This is a genomic window from Alcaligenes sp. DN25, from assembly GCF_023674485.1.
Classification (GTDB): Bacteria; Pseudomonadota; Gammaproteobacteria; order Burkholderiales; family Burkholderiaceae_B; genus Alcaligenes; species Alcaligenes phenolicus.
The window spans coordinates 4,042,753-4,060,303 of record NZ_CP098408.1 but is presented as its reverse complement, the minus strand read 5'-3'; the positions used below and the strand labels follow the sequence as shown (position 1 = coordinate 4,060,303).

Genomic DNA, 17,551 nt, shown 5'->3' with positions numbered 1-17,551 from the left:
CGCTCCGAGGCGTGTAGGTTCAAGACAATCCCAGCAGGGCCTTTTTGAGCGATTCTTGGGCAGGCTTCTTGCCTAGCCAGATTTTCAACAAAGCAGGGGTCAGATCAGGGTGAGAGAGCTCTCCCAGCGTCTTGTCGTTGAACAGGATCTTGACCTGAGGGGTGTGCATGTCCAGCACCACAACGTCGCCTTCCTTGGCTTCACCCACCTGGCGCATCAAGTCTTCAAATTGCTTGATGACAGGGTCCAGTTCTTGTTTTTCAGGATCAGTCAGGTTGTTGTGAATGCCGTCTTTCAGGGCATCGATCAGGGTTTGGGCATCCAGGTCGCGTTTGAGGACCAGTCGGATTTGATGCGGCCCGGGGGATTGAATAATGGCTTCGGCATCCTGGGAAGGCGAAGCGGTATACAGGGCGGCGACGTACACATCAAAAACAACTTTCTTGCGCAGGCCTGCCCCATTCAGTTTCAGGCTTTGCTGCTCGACGGTGACCGTGTCTGGCACGGTGACATTCGCAACAGTCGCGGCCTGGGCGGCGGGTAGCCCCAGGGACAGACTTAAAATCAGGGCGGCACAGCGGGGGGTAAACATGAAGCGGTCCTCCGGCAAATTAGCGTGATTGTGTTTTCTGCTTGTAGAAGTGGGCGTCGGCGATATAGATGGTGCGTTCCACCGTGGTGTAGATCTGGCCTTCGGGGTCCTGGATCTGCACGGTAAACGTGGCTTCAGCCTCGTGGTATTGGTCTAGCTGTCCTCGTATTGCGTCCAGTTCATCTGGATTGATTTGAAAATTGGCGTACAGAGTCTGGTAGCCGGGGCGGCGATACTGAATCTCTGCATTCTTGTCCCAGACAATCACATGGCGTTGCAGCCCAGCCAGAAGCATGGTGGCGTGCACGCCGTCTGTAATGGCAAACAGGGAGCCGCCAAATAAAGAGCCATTGATGTTGCGAGTGCGACGACGCAATGGCAGGCGTACGACGATGTGTTGCAAGTTCGCTGAAACTTTGTGGACCCGCCCGCCGGTTGCCCGGAAGGCGGGGTGCCAGTTAAAGCCCAGCTGCAAAAAGCGCGCACGCCATGTGGGGGGTAGGCGTGCGAGCAGCTCCATGCGGCGACTGCGGGCCATAGTGCATCCTTAGAAGCGATAGCTGAACTGCACGCCCAGGATGTCGCCACTGTTTTTGTAGGTACCGCGTGTCAGACCACGACCTTTCAGATCCGTGTTGTTGTTCATGTCGGTATTTTTCAGGAACAAGTGGGTGTAGCCGATATCCCAGGTGGCGTTCTTGCTGGCACGATACTGAGCACCCAGGGACACCCAGTAACGATCGCTGTCAGGCAGGGCGGTTGGGCGGTAGTTCTTGTCGCGAACGGGGGATTGGTCCCAAGCAATACCACCCTTGAAGGTCCACTGCTCGTTGTAGTGGTAGTTCGCACCCAGGGCGACGCGCCATGCGTCCTTGAACTTCAGTTCCAGACCGGAATCCTTGGCACCGGGGCCGCTGTTTTCAATGGTCAGACGCGGGATGCTGCTCCAGCCTGTCCAGGACACATCGGCCAGCAATTGCCAGCGCGAGTTCAGGTCGTGCACCAAGCTGACAATGGCGGTGTCAGGCAGCTTGATGGTGGCTTCTGCGTCCCAATTGATGTTGGGGGCAGGAATGCCAGCCGGCACGTTGCGGTTACGCAGTTTGGTGTCGCCATCAGCCGTGATCTTGATTTGCGAGCGATAGGAAACGCCCAAACGAGTGCTGGGGGTAATTTGGTACAGCAAACCGGCATTCCAGCCCCAGGCGTCGCCCTTCATCTTGACGCGGGTGTCCATGTCCAGTGGACCCAAAGCCGGGTGATAACCAACCGGGGTAGCCAGACGGTAGTCCGCATCAATGTGCAGCCAGTTCACACCTACACCGAAGGACAACTGGTCGTTGACTTTGTAAGCCACCGACGGGTTGACGTTGATGGTTTCAATGGCAAATTTTTCAGAGTGGTAACGGCCAACCCAGCCTTCGTCATACTCAGTTGTCAGACCAAACGGGACACCAATACCCAGGCCCACCCACCACTTGGGCGAGAGCTGATGGGACAGATAAATATTGGGAACGGCGGCGACTTTACCGGCATCACCACCTGAGCCGCCAGTAGCGGGACGGCTGGCGCCACCTGTCAGGGCCAGGGGGTCGGTACTGCCTTTATCGGAGAACTTGAAGGTAGGTTTAATCGCGTTAAAACCTGCCGAGAAGTTGGTCTCGGGCAACAAGGTCATGCCGGCCGGGTTGAAGTAGATCGTGCTGGCATTGTCACCAATGGCGGCCGAGCCTGCGTAGGCATTGCCCAGGCCGCTCGCATTCTGTTCGAGCAAGTTAAAACCAGCCGCTTGGGCTTGACCCATTCCCATGCTCATTCCCAGAGGAATCAGCAAGGCGGGGATGGTACGCAAAGCTACAACCGTCTTTTTCATGTCTCTTCTCCAAGGTATAGGTGCGACGTCTGACAGAGGCTTATGACAAGTTTTAAAACACCTGTTTGTTTTCTATGGTGCATGACCTAGGCCAATCGGCGTATAGGTATTTGTGCCAATCCGAACTAATTGCGTTGTTTTTGTGTTGCTTTGTAATGCAGAGGGCCCCCTCTGAATGGCGCAAAGCCGGTACCGAAAATCACGCCTGCATCGGCCAGATCGTCGTTCTCCACAACACCGATGCGAACCTGGTGTTCGGTCTGTTCGATAAGTGGTTTGATCAAGCGATCTGCCAGACCGCTTGGGACTGTTCCCGCAGGAGATTTTTGGGCTTTGCCGTCTTTCCAGGTGTAGAAACCCTGGCCGGTTTTGCGACCCAGTTCCTGGCGGTCCAGATGGGTTTTCAGGCAGGCTGGCATGGCCGCCTGCTGGCTTAATTGGGCACCTGCATCACGGGCAATATCCAGGCCCACGGTGTCGGCCAATTCAAGCGGGCCCATGGGCATGCCGAACTGCAGCATGGCTTTGTCCACAGTGGCCGGGTCCAGCCCCTCGTCCACGCAGCGCATGGCTTCCAACATATAGGGAGCCAGGACGGCATTGACCAGAAAGCCGGGGCTGTCTTTAACGGGCAAGGGCAGCTTGCCAATCTGGTTCACAAAGGCGTAGGCAACGCTGCGCACTTCAGGGGCCAGCAGTTCGCTTTCCACCACTTCAACCAAGGGCATGCGAGAGACCGGGTTAAAGAAGTGAATGCCTACCAGTCGTTCCGGATTGATCAGGTTCAGGCTGAGCTCGGATAAAGGCAGGCTGGAGGTGTTGGTCGCCAGCACAGCACCGGGCTTTAGCAAGGGCTCAATGGTGGCGTACAGGCTGCGCTTGGCATCGGCGTTCTCGAAGATGGCCTCCAGAACCAGATCTGCCGACGGGATGCCGTGGCCGTCCGGGTCCGGGATCAATCGGTCCAAGGCGGCTTGTACCAGCCTGCGGTCTTTGAGACGGCGCTGGAACAGCTTGGCGGCACGACCTTGTGCCTGGGCGATACGCTTGCGGTCCTGATCCTGCAGCGTCACACGCATGCCTTTCAGCGCACATACGGCGGCAATATCGCCCCCCATGACACCAGCACCGACCACGTGAATATGCTTGATCTCCTGAGTCGACGAATGCTTGCCTACGCTTTTCAGACGCTCTTGCAAATGGAAGACACGCAGCAGATTGGCTGCGGTGTTGGAGCGGGTGATTTGTTCGATCAGCTCGGGAGCCTTCAAGGCATTGCCGTTGTGCTTTTCCCAGATCTCCAGGATGGCACGGGGCGCCTGATAGTGCTGATAGGGATCGCGCTTTGCCAACTGCTTGCGTACCTGATTAGCAACCAGGGGGCGTAGCAGCTTGGTATTCATCAGGCGTGACAGACCCTTGGCGCGACGCGGCTTCTTGCCACTGAGCACCTGTTTGATAGCAGCTTGCTTGGCCAGACGGACAGGAACGCAGGCATCGACCATACCCAGACGGGCGGCCTTGCGAGCATCCACGCTTTTGCCGCTCAGCATCAAGTCCATGGCGGCGGCAGGGCCTATATATTCAGGCAGTCGCAACATGCCGCCCCAACCGGGGAAAATACCCAGCATCACTTCAGGCAGAGCCAGGCGTGTATCGTCCTGATCTACGGCCAGGCAATAACGGCATGCCAGGGCCAGCTCCAGACCACCGCCCAGGCAGTGGCCTTGCACCAGCGCCAACGTGGGGTAGCTCTGCTTGGCCAGCTTGTTGAAGACGGTCCAGCCGCGTGTGACCAGTGCCAAGCCCTTTTCAGGGTTGTTGTTGTGTTCCGAAAACTCGTCAATGTCCGCACCGGCTACAAAACCGGCAGCTTTGCCGGAGTAAATGATCAGTGCTTTAGGAGGATGGCTGCCCAGGTAGTCCAGCGCCTGGTTCAGTTCCTGCAGAACGGCTGCCGAGAGTCTATTGACCGAGCTGCCCACGCAATCGATTTTCAGCCAGGCAATTTGCTGATCGTCCGTGTACAGCGTGAAGTTTTGCAAATCCAGGGTAGCGACGGGCATCATGATTCAGTTCCTTGCAGCGATTCGATCAGCATGGCGCCGCCTTGTCCGCCGCCAATACAAATAGCGGCCATGCCCAGGCGCAAGTTGCGACGACGCAGGGCATTCAAGCAATGCAGCACAATTCGGGCACCGGAGGCACCCACCGGGTGGCCGATCGCAATGGCGCCGCCGTCCACATTGAGCTTGTCCATATTCAGCAGACCCAAAGCATCACGACCCAGATGCTTTTGGCACCACTCCTGGTTGTCCCATGCAGCACGACATGCTAGTACCTGTGCTGCAAAAGCCTCGTTGATTTCCCACAAGTCCGGACCATTTAGGGCCAGACGGTTGCGCTCCAAAATAGGCGTCGCGGCGAAAACAGGGCCCAGGCCCATGGTGGCTGGGTCCAGGCCAGCCCATTGCGCATCTACAATGCGGCCAATGGGTTTGAGCTGATGTTCCTTGACGGCGGCTTCGCTGGCCAGAATCAGCAGGGCAGCGCCATCGGTCACCTGGGAGCTATTGCCGGCCGTGATATTGCCCCAAGGTGGATCAAAGACCGGACGCAGCTTGGCCAGCTTCTCGGGCGTGGAGTCTTCGCGTACGCCATCGTCTTGCGGGTAGTTATTACCGCGCGTGTCGCTTAACGGCACGATTTCTTCAAAAGCGTTTTCTTGTTGAGCACGCAAAGCCAGACGGTGACTGCGGGCCGCAAATTCATCCATATCCTGACGGCTGATACCAAACTCGTGCGCCAGAATTTCAGCGGTCTGCCCCATGGACAGGCCAACGACGGGATCAGTCAGCCCTTTAAGCAGGCCGATGACTGGTTTCAGATAGGACAGACGCAGACTGCGCAGCGCTTTCAGGCGTGCGCCCAGGCTACGCGCTTTGCCCCAGGTGGCCAGCCAGCGCACCATGTCTTCGCTGAACAGGATGGGGGCGTGAGACAGCGCATCTACGCCACCGGCCAGCACCAGATCCGAGCGGCCGGTTTGAATGGCCTGTACGCCCGAGTCCAGTGCCTGCATACCCGAGGCGCAGTTACGCATCACGGTCCAGCCCGGCACTTTGTGACCTGTGCCCAGACGCAGACCCAGAACCCGGCCGATATTGGTTTCATCGGGCGAGGGGGCGGCGCAACCCAGGATGACCTCGCTTAGCTGCGGGGCCTCAAAGGGTTGGCGCAGCAACAGCTCGCGACCCGTTTGTACGGCCAGATCTCCAGCAGAGAAGGGGCCGGGCGCATTGCGCGCTTTCAGAAACGGGCTGCGTGCGCCGTCAATAATATAGACCGGTTGAAAACTCATGCTTGGCTCCCACTGGCGGCTTCAGCGGCAGGATTTTCCCGACGCAAATCGAAGGGGAAATCATCCACGGCAATAACGCGATCACGCACGATGTCGCGGGCCTGGATTTGCTCGTATTCCTGGGCGGTGATGCCACCGGCCTGAAAGACGGCTTCGGCCAGATCGCGTACGTTGGCTTTGGGGTTGTCCTGCAATTGACCGCTTTTCTCGAACTGACGGATTTTGGCGTCAATATCGCGGGTGTTCAGCGAAGCCAGCAGGGCCGCTTCAATCGCACCGACGGGTTCCATATCGTCGTCAGGCAAGTAGGTGTCGTAAGTCAGGCGATCTCGAGTGGCACCGGGTTTGGTCAACAGTTTGGCAACAGTGTGGTCCAGCTTGTCATCAGGGCCCAGACGGCGCAGACCCAGAGGGAAGACCAGGAAGCGCAGCACGGCCGCCAAAGGACGGTTCGGGAAGTTCTCCAGTACTTTGTCCAGAGCGTGTTGAGCACGCATCAAGGCGTCTTGAGCCGCCCAGTGAGCCAGAGGTGCATCTTCCTGTTGACGGCCTTCGTCTTGGTAACGCTTGAGCACGGCGCTTAGCATGTACAGCTCGGACAGCACATCCCCCAGACGCGAGGACAGGCGCTCGCGCATTTTCAGGGAACCACCCAGAACCAGCATGGAGGCATCGGCCAGCAGGGAGAAAGCAGCACTGTAACGGCTGGCCTGGCTGTAGTAGGTGTGCATGGCGTTGGAAGTGCCGGTAGGGCCACTTAGCAAGCGCCAGCCACCCAGGCCCAGCCAGAAGGAGCGGCCTGTATTGGCCAGTGTGTAGCGGATGTGTGCCCAGAAAGCCTGGTCAAATTTACGCAAACCGGCTTCGCGGTCAGGGTTCAGGGCGGCTGTCATCTCTTCAAGGATGAAAGGATGGCAACGGATCGCGCCTTGGCCAAAGATGATCAGGCTGCGCGTCAGAATATTGGCGCCTTCCACCGTAATGCCGACGGGAATTTGCTGGTAAGCCCGGCCCAGGAAGTTGGAGGGGCCAAGGCAAATGCCTTTACCACCAATCACATCCATACCGTCGTTCACTACAATGCGACCACGCTCGGTGACGTGGTATTTGACGATGGCCGAGACGACAGAAGGTTTCTCGCCCAGGTCCACGGCAGCAGCCGTCATGGTGCGGGCGGCATCCATCGCATAGGTATGGCCGGCAATGCGAGCCAGTGCTTCTTCCACACCTTCAAATTTACTGATGGCGCTGCGGAACTGGGTACGGACGGCGGAGTAACCGCCCACGGCGCGGCTGGTCAGTTTGGCCATGCCAGTAAAGGAGGAGGGTAGAGAGATGGAGCGGCCAGCAGCCAGACATTCCATCAACATGCGCCAGCCTTGGCCAGCCATGGCGGGGCCACCAATGATGAACTCCAGCGGCATGAACACGTCTTTGCCACGGGTGGGGCCGTTCATGAACATGGCGTTCAAGGGGAAGTGACGACGGCCAGTGTCCACGCCGGGGTGGTCGCTTGGAACCAGGGCGCAGGTAATGCCAATGTCTTTTTCGCCACCCAGCAAACCGTCCGGGTCATATAGGCGGAAGGCCAGACCCAACAAGGTGCAAACCGGAGCCAGGGTGATGTAGCGTTTGTCCCAGGTGACGCGCATGCCCAGCACTTCTTGACCTTCCCATTCGCCCTTGCAGACAATCCCTACGTCAGGAATAGAGGCGGCGTCTGAACCGGCCCAAGGGCTGGTCAGTGCGAAAGCGGGGATGTCACGGCCATCAGCCAAGCGGGGCAGATAGTGTTGTTTCTGCTCGTCGGTACCGTAGTGCAGCAGCAGTTCTGCCGGGCCCAGCGAGTTGGGCACCATGACCGAGACGGACAAGGCCGAGTTACGGGTGGAGAGCTTGGCGACAACCGCCGAGTGCGCTTGCGCCGAAAAACCGCGACCGCCGTATTCCTTGGGAATAATCAGGCTGAAGAAGCGGTTTTCTTTCAGGTAGTTCCAGACCTCGGCAGGCATGTCGAAGTCTTCCTGGCTGACTTGCCAGTCGTCAATCATGGCGCAAGCCACATTGACTTCATTGTCCATGAACTGGCGCTCTTCATCGGTGAGCCGGTAGGCCGGATAAGAGCTCAGGGTATTCCAGTTGGGTTTGCCGCGAAACAGCTCACTTTCCCACCAGACCGTACCTGCTTCCAGCGCATCGCGCTCGGTTTGGGACATGGCAGGCAGAACGCTGGAAAAGGCGCGGTAGATTGGGCGGCTTAGCCACTTGGTGCGTAGATTCCGGTTTTTGAGAACGTAGACGCAGCCAAGCACTAGCACTATCAATAGCAAGGTCACAAACATAGCAACTCCGGACTAGCTCAGAAAAAAAAGAAGAAGGCCCCCACGCTGCGCCTTCGGCCTGTTGCCCCCGAGGGGGCACTTTTTACCGGGGGCGCCGAGCTTTGGGAGCGGCCCGGCGGTAAAACCCCCTCATGCTGCACCTTCGACTTGCTGCCCCTAAGAGAGGGGCGCGGTTCACCGTGGTGTAGCTTGGTGGTCAGGGCCGTTCAGCTCAGGTGCTGGCGGGTAAAGGAGCTCGTAATCCACCCAGCAGGAAACTCATCAAGCGCTGTTGCAGTTGTTGCTCACTTTCCGGGCTGTCGCTAAGGGGTAATTGCAAAGCCCGACGCAGTGATTGGGTGCCCATTAAGGCATACGAGGTGGCACCCAGCATGAAATGGAATCGCCAGATGATTTCTTCTTCAGGCACGGTAGGCAGAGCTTCATGCAAAGCCTGCTTGAAGGGCAGGAAGATGGCGACTTGTTCGTCCCAACAGATGGACTGAATGAAATCCTGCGGCGCCGGGCGGTCCTGCCCCGGCAAAGGAATGAACGAGCGTGGGGTGCCGTTGCCTGAACCTGCCAGGCGGATCAGTGGGCCAAAAAAGGCATCCACCACCTGGGATGCTTTCAAAGGACCTTCACCGGCTTGCTGGCGATAAAACGCCAGTTTTTCCAGGCGCTCTTGATTGATGCTGTTCAGGCGGCGCTGGAACACGGCCTGTGTCAGTCCGTCTTTACTGCCAAAGTGATAATTGACAGCCGACAGGTTCACCTTGGCTTGCGCCGTAATCTGGCGCATGGAGGTATTTTCGTGGCCATACAGCGCGAAAAGATGTTCGGCTGCATCGAGAATGGCGGACTGTGTCCGATCAGAGCGTTTCACCGTTATTTCCTAATTTCAAACGAGTGTTTGAATAATGTAACGGGAATGCGCAGTTAGTACAGTAGGGGTTCACCCTAGCCCCGCAAAGCGGGGCCAGGAGCCAGTCTTAGATCTGGGTCACAAATTTGGTGACTAAGTATCCGTCAAAGGTTTCGGCACCGCCTTCGCTGCCAATGCCGCTGTCCTTGACGCCGCCAAACGGAGTCTCGGGCAGGGAACTGCCGAAGTGATTGATATTGACCATACCGGATTCCAGTTCTGTGCCCAGTCGATGCGCGTCTTGCAAGGATTGTGTAAAGGCATAGGCCGACAAACCGTAGGGCAGGCTGTTGGCACGGGCGATGGCATCGTCCAGATCGCTGTAGCGCGTCAAGGGGGCGATGGGGCCAAATGGCTCTTCGGTCATGACCAGTGCATCGTCGGGCAAATCCGTCAGCACTGTGGGCGAGAAAAAGAAACCATCGCGCTTGATCTGTTCACCTCCCAGCAACACTTTGCCACCCAGAGAGCGGGCGTTGTCGACAAACTTTTGCATCATGGGCAGGCGGCGCTCGTGAGCCAAGGGCCCCATTTGCGTATCCGGGTCCAGACCATCGCCCACTTTTACATTGGCCAGCTCTTCGGTGAAGCGGTCCACAAATGTAGTGTAGATATCGTCGTGGATATAAAAACGCGTGGGTGAAATGCACACCTGACCAGCATTGCGAATTTTGAAACGAGCCAGCTGACGAGCAGCGCGGGCTACATCGGCATCAGGCAGGACCAGCACAGGCGAGTGACCGCCCAATTCCATGGTGATGCGTTTCATATGGGCACCGGCCAGTGCAGCCAGTTGCTTGCCTACAGGTACAGATCCGGTAAAGGAGACTTTACGCACGATGGGCGAGCGGATCAGGTAGTCCGACACCTCCTGTGGCACACCCCAGACAATATTTAGTACACCCGGAGGCAGGCCCGCATCATGAAAGGCTTGGGCAATAGCCATGACCGCACTGGGGGAGTCCTCGGGGCCTTTCAGAATAATCGTGCACCCAGCACCGATAGCCGCGCAGATCTTGCGAATGGCCTGGTTGTAGGGAAAGTTCCAGGGCGTAAAGGCGGCGCAGACCCCGATGGGCTCGCGCAGAACCATTTGCTGCACTTTGGGGTTGCGGGCGGGGATGACGCGGCCATAAATACGGCGGCACTCCTCGGCGTGCCAATCCGCATGGTCCGCGCAGGACATGATTTCGCCTACCGCCTCGGCCAAGGGCTTGCCTTGGTCCAGTGTCAGATTGCGGCCAATTTCCTGGGCGCGTTCACGCGACAGTTCCGCGACCTTGCGCAGGATCGCGCTGCGATCCATGGGCGAGCTGTGACGCCAGCTTTTGAACGCGTCCTGGGCGGCGTTCAGAGCCGCGTCCAGATCCGCCTGGGATGCCAGCGGCAGTTGGCCCAAGGTGCTGCCATTGGCAGGATTGATGACGGCCTGGGTCTGGCGACCTTGTCCATCCAGAAATTGACCATTGATATACAGGGCCAGGTGTTGATACATGAGCGGCCTCCAAGTTGTCTGTGTTGCTAACTAAATACGTACCGTTCGATGGTATCGGGCGAGCAGAAACGGGACAAGCGTGGGCGGCGGATATTGCAGCAACGGATTGTTCAGAGAAGCTACAAACGGGCGCGAAACAGGGAGCCCTTCAAGAAACCGTTATAAGTTTTTGATTTCATATCTCTTTTTGAAGGTCTGACAAAGAGATGAAAACCGACATCAAGCTGCAATAAGAAATCGTTACAAGTGCAGCATTCTTAATGTGAGCGATTGTTATATTTTTAACGATGAAAATATTTTTATCGCCTGGTGATAAGCTGGTTTTATCTTGATGTAACCTAAATGCTTATTAAGGTGAAAGTTTTTTGTAGATTATTACCAACGATCGCGCCACGTGGGATAAGCGCAACAGTTATTGCTTAAGCGCCTAATCGCCCGAAATCGTTTAATTTCAGTGTATTGTTGCCTTTTTTATCACGGGCTATTTATCATTTTTAACATTGTCGTCCACGAAGCTCCTTGTAATCTAAGATACAATTTGTCCCGTGATCTACGTGATGAGTTTCACTATGCATCACGTAAAAAGTCACAATCAGACACAAGGTTATGCTCCAAGAATACAGGTCAGAAGCCTGTAGCTCCGCCTTGTCTTGCCCCGGTCCATTATGAACATACTGCTGCGGCTGGCGATGTACTTACCAGTCTTAGATGTAAAGCCCATGTGCAATACATAGGTGTTGGGCCCTCGGGTGGTGTTTCTTTCGCTTTGTTTGAGCGACACACCGAACCCATTCTTCTTTCATTTTTGTACTTAAATTTGATCTGGCAATGCGTTGCGACGCTGACGTAATGACGTCTGTTGCGAACGCGGCACAGGATCTTACGGAGGCCGACGTGCGTGGTAAGAAAACTCTAACGGTAAGTGCGCTGCTGACAGCGCTACTGCTGGCGCAACCAGCGCTTGCCCAGCAGGAAAACAGCTTGAGCTTCAAGGACAGTATTGAGCGGGCAATTATGTCCAATCCTGAACTTGGCGCTCGCTTCCAGGATTTCCAGTCTGCGCTTGAAGGTCAGAACGTTGGCCGTGGCGCCTTGTTGCCCGAGGTCAATGCACAGGGTTGGGTTGGCAAAGAGTGGCGTGGCAGCACCTCCGGTGCTCCGTCTACCGACTGGTCCCGCAGCGGCTACAGCCTGCAACTGCGTCAGTTGATTTTTGATGGTTTCTCCTCGATCAACCAGGTTCGTCAGTTGGGTTACGAAAAACTGGCTACCTACTACGAGCTGCTGGCTTCGGTAGATTCTCTGGCTTTGGAAGCGGCCAACGCGCACATTGATGTGCTGCGTTACCGCGAAATGGAAAAGCTGGCCCGTGAAAACTACGGCATGCACATGAACATCCTGAGCCAGATTCAGGAACGTTCGGCATCCGGCGTGGGCCGTGGTGTGGACCTGGAACAAGCTTATGGCCGCCAGTCCCTGGCTCAAAGCAACATGATGACCGAGGCCGGCAACCTGAACGACGTGCTGCAACGCTACCGTCGCATTGTGGGTGTGGCTGCTCCTGAAGTCATGCAAGCGGCCCCTAGCCTGAGCGAGTCGATTCCTGCCAATACCACCGACTTCTTGCCATCCTTGCGCACCAGCCCCGTGATTCTGGCTAAGCAGGCTTTGTATCAAGCTGCTGAGTCGGGCAAACACGTGGCTCAAGGCCGCATGTCGCCTACTTTGGAATTCCGTGCTGCGACAGGCAAGGACAAGAATGATCCTCCCGGTTCCGCATACCGTAACTCGCAAAGTAGCAACGTGCAGTTGATGCTGTCGTACAACCTGTTCCGTGGTGGTGCCGATGCTGCTCGCATCCGTCAAACCACAGCTCAGCAGTACGCTGCCCGCGACGTGCGCGATTACACCTGCCGCAACGTACAGCAGGATCTGGCCGTGGCCTGGAACAACATCGAGCGCCTGCGTGCTCAGTTGCCATTCCTGAAACAACACGAGCTGGCTACGTCCAAGGTTCGCGTTGCTTACATGCAGCAGTTCCAGATCGGTCAGCGCTCCTTGCTGGACTTGCTGGATACGGAAAACGAACTGTTTGATGCGCGTCGCGCTCTGGCCAATGCCACTTACGACCTGCAACAAGCCGAATACCGTTGGTTGACCTTGTCGCACCGTCTGGTGTCGGCAGTTGGCCTGTCCCAGCCTTACTCGGAGCAGCCTGAAGAAGCCGCCAAGCTGGACTTCCCCGAAGAGGCATTCAAGGCATGTATGACGCCTGTTCCAGATACCAGCAACCTGACCCCGGTTTCTGTTGATTACCGCGACGGTATGGCTCCGCCAGTCCTGCGCGAGAAACCAGCCGGGCTGTAAGTAGCTGCTTCTTGGCGTTATTGGATAGTGAAGGGAGGCACGTATGAGTCAGAACGAAGATGACTACAAACAAGAGCTCTCAGTCTCGGATGCCAGTTTTATCCGAGTGCTGGAGGATTTGATTGACGCACTGGTTGCTAACGGTGTGCTTCGTATGACTGATCTGCCTCCCCAGGCCTTGGCCAAATTGAACGAGCGCAAACGTACCCGTCAACGCCTGCGGGATTCGCTGGATTTGATTAATGACGATGAACCACTCATCTGACAGCACGACACAAGCAAGCGGGCAATACAGTATCCCGCCTCATCTGACGCATGATGATCCTCTTCTGACCTGCCTGGCAGAGATTACCCGTATCCACGGTAATCCTTGCACGCCGCAGCACTTGTCTGCAGGCTTGCCTTTGCAGCGTGGGCGTTTGACGCCTGCCTTGCTCAGTCGAGCGGCCGCGCGTGGTCATTGCACGGCCCGAGTGTGGCGCCGCGCCTTTACCGAACTCGACACCAATCTGTTCCCGGTTATTTTGTTGCTGAACAATAACCGGGCATGTGTATTGCTGGGGCTGGAAGAAGAACGTGCCCGGGTGCATTTCCCGGAAAGTGGTAGCCCCAGCGAAATCAGCCTGGAAGATCTGCAAGCGCAGTACTCCGGGCTGTTGGCTGTGGTACAGCCGGATTTCCGTGTCGAAGCGCGTGCCAAAGATGGTGTGGCCCCCATGAAGGGCAAGCATTGGTTCTGGACAGCCGTAGTGCAAAACTGGCGTCTGTATCGCGACGCCATTGGCGCTGCCTTGCTGATCAATCTGTTTGCGCTGGCCATTCCGCTCTACACCATGAACGTGTACGACCGGGTGGTTCCCAACAAAGCGATTGAAACCCTGTGGGTGCTGTCGATTGGGATTGGGCTGGTGCTGGTCATGAACATGGTGCTCTCCAGTGTGCGAGCCTATGTAGTTGATGCTGCCAGCAAACGGGTGGATATTCAGTTGTCTGCGCGGATTATGGAGCGGGTGCTGGACTTGCGCATGGAGAACCGACCGCCGTCGGTGGGCTCTTTTGCTGCCAATCTGCGCTCTTTTGAATCGGTGCGCGACTTTATCGCTTCGGCCAGTTTGACGACACTGGTCGATTTGCCATTTGTGCTGCTGTTTTTGGCTGTGCTGGCCTGGATCTCGCCCTGGATGCTGATTCCGCCCGTTGTGGCCATTGTGATCATCCTGGGTATTTCCTGGTTTGCTCAGGCACGTATGGAACGCCTGACCAAACAGACCTTCCAGGCTGCTGCCCAGCGTAACGCTGGCCTGGTCGAATCCCTGGCTGGTATGGAAACCTTGAAGGTCCTGAATGCGCAAAGCAATGCGCAGCGCGATTGGGAGCAGTCCACCGAGTACCTGGCTCGTCAGGGTGCGCGCATCAAGATGACTTCCACCCTGACCGTGAACACGGTGCAGATGCTGCAGCAGATGGTCACCATCAGCGTGGTGATTATCGGGGTGTATCTGGTTCAGGAAACCAAATTGTCCATGGGGGGCATTATTGCTTCCTCCATGATTGCAGGCCGTTGCCTGGCTCCTTTGGGGCAAGTGGCTGGCTTGATGATGCAGTATCAGAATGCCCGTACCTCCCTGGGTTCGGTGGATTCGTACATGAATATGCCGGTAGAGCATCCTGAAGAGCGTCACTTTGTGCCACGCCCTTATCTGGAAGGCTCTATCGAGTTCCGCAACGTTAGTTTCAGCTATCCCGGCACTAATCAGAACGTGCTGGATAAGGTCAGTTTTTCCTTGAAGGCTGGCGAGAAGATAGGGATTATCGGCCGTATTGGCTCCGGCAAAACCACTTTGTCCAAGCTGATCCTGGGTCTGTACAAACCGACGGGCGGCACCGTTGTGCTGGACGGAATTGATAGCCAGCAGATTGACCCGGCAGACGTGCGTCGCTCCATGGGCTATGTCTCGCAGGACCCCACACTGTTCTATGGCACTTTGAAACACAATTTGCTGATGGGCACGCCTTATGCAACTGACGATCAAATGTTGGCAGCGGCTCGTCAGGCAGGGGTGGATGATTTCGCACGACGTCATCCTGATGGCTACGACATGATGATTGGCGAACGCGGCGAATCCCTCTCGGGTGGTCAGCGTCAGGCTATCGCTGTGGCTCGTGCCTTGATCGGTAACCCGTCCATTCTGTTGCTGGATGAACCCAGCAGCAATATGGATAACCAGAGCGAATCAGCCCTGCGTCGCAGCCTGCATAAAGAATGCGAGGGCAAGACAGTTGTGCTGGTGACCCACCGCACCGCCTTGCTGGAGCTGGTGGATCGCCTGATCGTGATGGATATGGGGCGTATTGTGGCGGATGGTCCTAAGGATCAGGTCATTGCCGCCTTGCGTAGTGGGCAGATTGGTAAGGCCCGGAGTGCAGCATGAAAATAAAGAACCTGACCAATTGGGTGCGTGCGCAACTCCAGGACACCAATTCCCCACCTCCTGGTAGCAATATGCTCAAAAACGCATCGTGGACGGCTCGTTACCAAGATGTACGGGGTTCCACGCTGCTGATCTGGTTGACCTTGCTGGCCATCAGCCTGCTGATTGTCTGGGCCAGTTTTGCCAGCATTGATGAAGTGGTGCGTGGCGAGGGCAAGGTTGTGCCATCTCGCCAGGTCCAGATTGTGCAAAGTCTGGACGGCGGTGTGGTGGAAGAAATTCTGGTGCGTCCTGGCCAGTCCGTGGAAGCGGGCGAAGTGCTGTTGCGTATCGATCCTACCCGTGCCTCGTCCTCCTTGGGCGAGAACGAAGCCGAGTCCTTGTCCTTGATGGCCAAGGCGGCTCGACTGGAAGCGATTGCTGCCGATCAGCCCTTTGATATGCCCAGTGAAGTGCTGGAAAAAGCCCCTGATCTGGCAGAAATGGAACGCCGCGTCTGGCAGGCTCGTACCGAAGAGCTGCGCTCCAATATTTCGGTGGCTCAGGAACAGCTGAACCAGCGTCAACAAGAATTGCGTGAGACGCAGGCCAATCGTGATCAGGCCGCGTCCAGTTGCGGGCTGACCTCGCAAGAACTGCAAATGACACGTCCTTTGCTCAAAAGCGGGGCGGTGTCCGAAGTGGATTTGCTGCGTCTGCAGCGTGATGTGGCTCGTTACTGCGGTGAGCAAAAAGCAGCCACGGCACAGATCAGCCGTATTCAGGCCTCGATTCAGGAAGCCCAGAACCGGATTGGTGAAGTGGAAATTACCTTCCGCAATCAGGCCCGTACCGAACTGGCTGAAACACGTGCCAAGCTGGCTTCCCTGGAGCAAGGCCAACGTGCCCTGGCCGACCGTGTGCGCCTGGCTGAAGTGCGCTCGCCCGTGCGCGGCACCATCAAGACCCTGTCTGCCAATACGGTCGGCGGTGTGGTGCAGCCCGGTAAAGACATTCTGGAAATCGTGCCTACTGACGACACCCTGCTGTTGGAAGTGCGTATTAATCCGCGCGATATCGGGTTTCTGCACTCAGGCCAGACTGCCGAGGTCAAATTCACCGCCTATGACTTTGCTGTTTATGGCGGCTTGCCCGGCGTGCTGGAACAGACCAGTGCCGACACCATTACCGATGAAAAAGGCAATTCATTCTATATAGCTAAAGTACGTACGGACACGGTGTATGTCGGTGACGATAACCGTCCAATCTTGCCCGGTATGGTGGCCGAAGTGCACATCATGACTGGCAAGCGGACTGTTATGCAGTACTTACTCAAACCTATTCTCAGGGCCAGATCCAACGCATTCAGAGAGCGTTAAGGCTGATTGGTCCGTTGGGGGAGTAGCGCTGACGATAGAGGTGTAACACCCGAGTCAGACCAAGAGCTGATGGCATATAGCTCGTGTTACCAGTAAGGGAAAAGCGGTATGCGACAAGTAAATTCGGTTTTATTTCTGACTGCCGATGAGGCGTTGTGGCAGCATTGGCGTCATCTGGATTCGGTCACCTGGCTGCCCGCCAGAGGGCAGGGCATGGACGATTTATTGCGTTGGAAACAACAGCAGCGTGATCTGGTGGTGGTCGATAGTGCCCTGGCTTTGTGGACTCATCCCCAATGGTCCAAGGCTGTGCAGGGCATGAAGATTATTGTCGCCAGCCCACGTCCTTTGGATAGCGAAGGTCAGGCCGTACTGGCCCTGGGGGCTCGTGGTTACATTCACGCCTACAGCTCGTCGCCTTTGCTGGTGCAGGCGCTGGACCACGTGGCTAGCGGGCAGGTTTGGGTTGGGGAGTCCTTGCTGAGCCGTTTGCTCAGCGACGTTACCCGTCGTCTGGAACCCAAGGCGGGCTGGGAAAGCACCCTGACCAGCCGTGAAGTCGAGGTTGCGCAACGCGCCTCGCTGGGCCACTCCAATCAGCTGATTGCAAAGGACCTGGGCATCACCGAGAGAACGGTTCGCGCCCATCTGCAGGCGGTTTTTGAAAAGCTGGATGTAACAGATCGTTTGATGTTGGCGCTAAAAGTACACGGCATAGCCTAAACCCCTGCTCGCCGTCCCGTTCGTATTGTTAAGTAAGGTCAATAACAATAAATAAAACAGCGAACTGGCGGCGACGCCAATATCGACTAGCGGACCAACTCGCT

Annotated in this window: 13 protein-coding genes; 5 read left to right on the top strand and 8 right to left on the bottom strand. The window is 56.6% G+C overall.

Going from position 1 to position 17,551, the window contains the following annotated elements; translation table 11 throughout:
• Positions 1 to 19: 19 nt before the first annotated feature.
• The 8 genes from NBV64_RS18655 to NBV64_RS18620 all read right to left on the bottom strand — a co-directional run bounded on the left by NBV64_RS18655 (position 20) and on the right by NBV64_RS18620 (position 10,567).
• A complete protein-coding gene (locus NBV64_RS18655; RefSeq protein WP_250756326.1) occupies positions 20 to 592 on the bottom strand; it encodes a chalcone isomerase family protein in 573 nt (190 codons plus the stop codon).
• 19 nt (positions 593 to 611) lie between these two features.
• The gene (locus NBV64_RS18650; protein ID WP_009462453.1) at positions 612 to 1,130 is read right to left on the bottom strand and encodes a DUF4442 domain-containing protein; all 519 of its coding nucleotides are present in this window, start codon (positions 1,128 to 1,130) and stop codon (positions 612 to 614) included.
• A 9-nt stretch (positions 1,131 to 1,139) separates the two neighbouring features.
• The gene (locus NBV64_RS18645) at positions 1,140 to 2,465 is read right to left on the bottom strand and encodes an OmpP1/FadL family transporter (RefSeq protein ID WP_250756324.1); all 1,326 of its coding nucleotides are present in this window, start codon (positions 2,463 to 2,465) and stop codon (positions 1,140 to 1,142) included.
• 125 nt (positions 2,466 to 2,590) lie between these two features.
• Complete coding sequence (locus tag NBV64_RS18640) at positions 2,591 to 4,534, bottom strand: 3-hydroxyacyl-CoA dehydrogenase NAD-binding domain-containing protein (RefSeq protein ID WP_250756322.1); 1,944 nt, start codon at positions 4,532 to 4,534, stop codon at positions 2,591 to 2,593.
• Positions 4,531 to 5,826 (bottom strand): acetyl-CoA C-acetyltransferase, encoded by a 1,296-nt coding sequence (locus tag NBV64_RS18635; RefSeq protein WP_250756321.1) that lies wholly within the window; start codon positions 5,824 to 5,826, stop codon positions 4,531 to 4,533. Before NBV64_RS18635 ends, NBV64_RS18640 begins: the two co-directional genes overlap by 4 nt.
• The gene (locus NBV64_RS18630) at positions 5,823 to 8,168 is read right to left on the bottom strand and encodes an acyl-CoA dehydrogenase (RefSeq protein WP_250756319.1); all 2,346 of its coding nucleotides are present in this window, start codon (positions 8,166 to 8,168) and stop codon (positions 5,823 to 5,825) included. Before NBV64_RS18630 ends, NBV64_RS18635 begins: the two co-directional genes overlap by 4 nt.
• Positions 8,169 to 8,379: 211 nt before the next feature.
• Positions 8,380 to 9,033: a TetR/AcrR family transcriptional regulator gene (locus NBV64_RS18625; protein ID WP_094198158.1), complete on the bottom strand. Its 654-nt coding sequence runs from the start codon at positions 9,031 to 9,033 to the stop codon at positions 8,380 to 8,382.
• 106 nt (positions 9,034 to 9,139) lie between these two features.
• A complete protein-coding gene (locus tag NBV64_RS18620; RefSeq protein WP_035269583.1) occupies positions 9,140 to 10,567 on the bottom strand; it encodes an NAD-dependent succinate-semialdehyde dehydrogenase in 1,428 nt (475 codons plus the stop codon).
• An 849-nt stretch (positions 10,568 to 11,416) separates the two neighbouring features.
• Between NBV64_RS18620 and NBV64_RS18615 the strand changes: the two genes are divergently transcribed.
• From NBV64_RS18615 to NBV64_RS18595, 5 genes are all read left to right on the top strand, one after another.
• Entirely contained in the window at positions 11,417 to 12,934 is a 1,518-nt protein-coding gene (locus tag NBV64_RS18615; RefSeq protein WP_080747981.1) for a TolC family outer membrane protein, read from the top strand.
• A gap of 43 nt (positions 12,935 to 12,977) precedes the next feature.
• Positions 12,978 to 13,199, top strand: a complete 222-nt coding sequence (locus NBV64_RS18610) for a hypothetical protein (RefSeq protein WP_022983326.1) — start codon at positions 12,978 to 12,980, stop codon at positions 13,197 to 13,199.
• Entirely contained in the window at positions 13,183 to 15,366 is a 2,184-nt protein-coding gene (locus tag NBV64_RS18605) for a type I secretion system permease/ATPase (protein WP_338129240.1), read from the top strand. The genes NBV64_RS18610 and NBV64_RS18605 overlap by 17 nt, the downstream gene beginning before the upstream one ends.
• A gap of 71 nt (positions 15,367 to 15,437) precedes the next feature.
• Positions 15,438 to 16,724, top strand: coding sequence for an HlyD family type I secretion periplasmic adaptor subunit (locus NBV64_RS18600; RefSeq protein WP_230940577.1), 1,287 nt, complete (start codon positions 15,438 to 15,440; stop codon positions 16,722 to 16,724).
• 108 nt (positions 16,725 to 16,832) lie between these two features.
• Positions 16,833 to 17,447 (top strand): response regulator transcription factor, encoded by a 615-nt coding sequence (locus NBV64_RS18595; protein WP_250756318.1) that lies wholly within the window; start codon positions 16,833 to 16,835, stop codon positions 17,445 to 17,447.
• Positions 17,448 to 17,551: the final 104 nt, after the last annotated feature.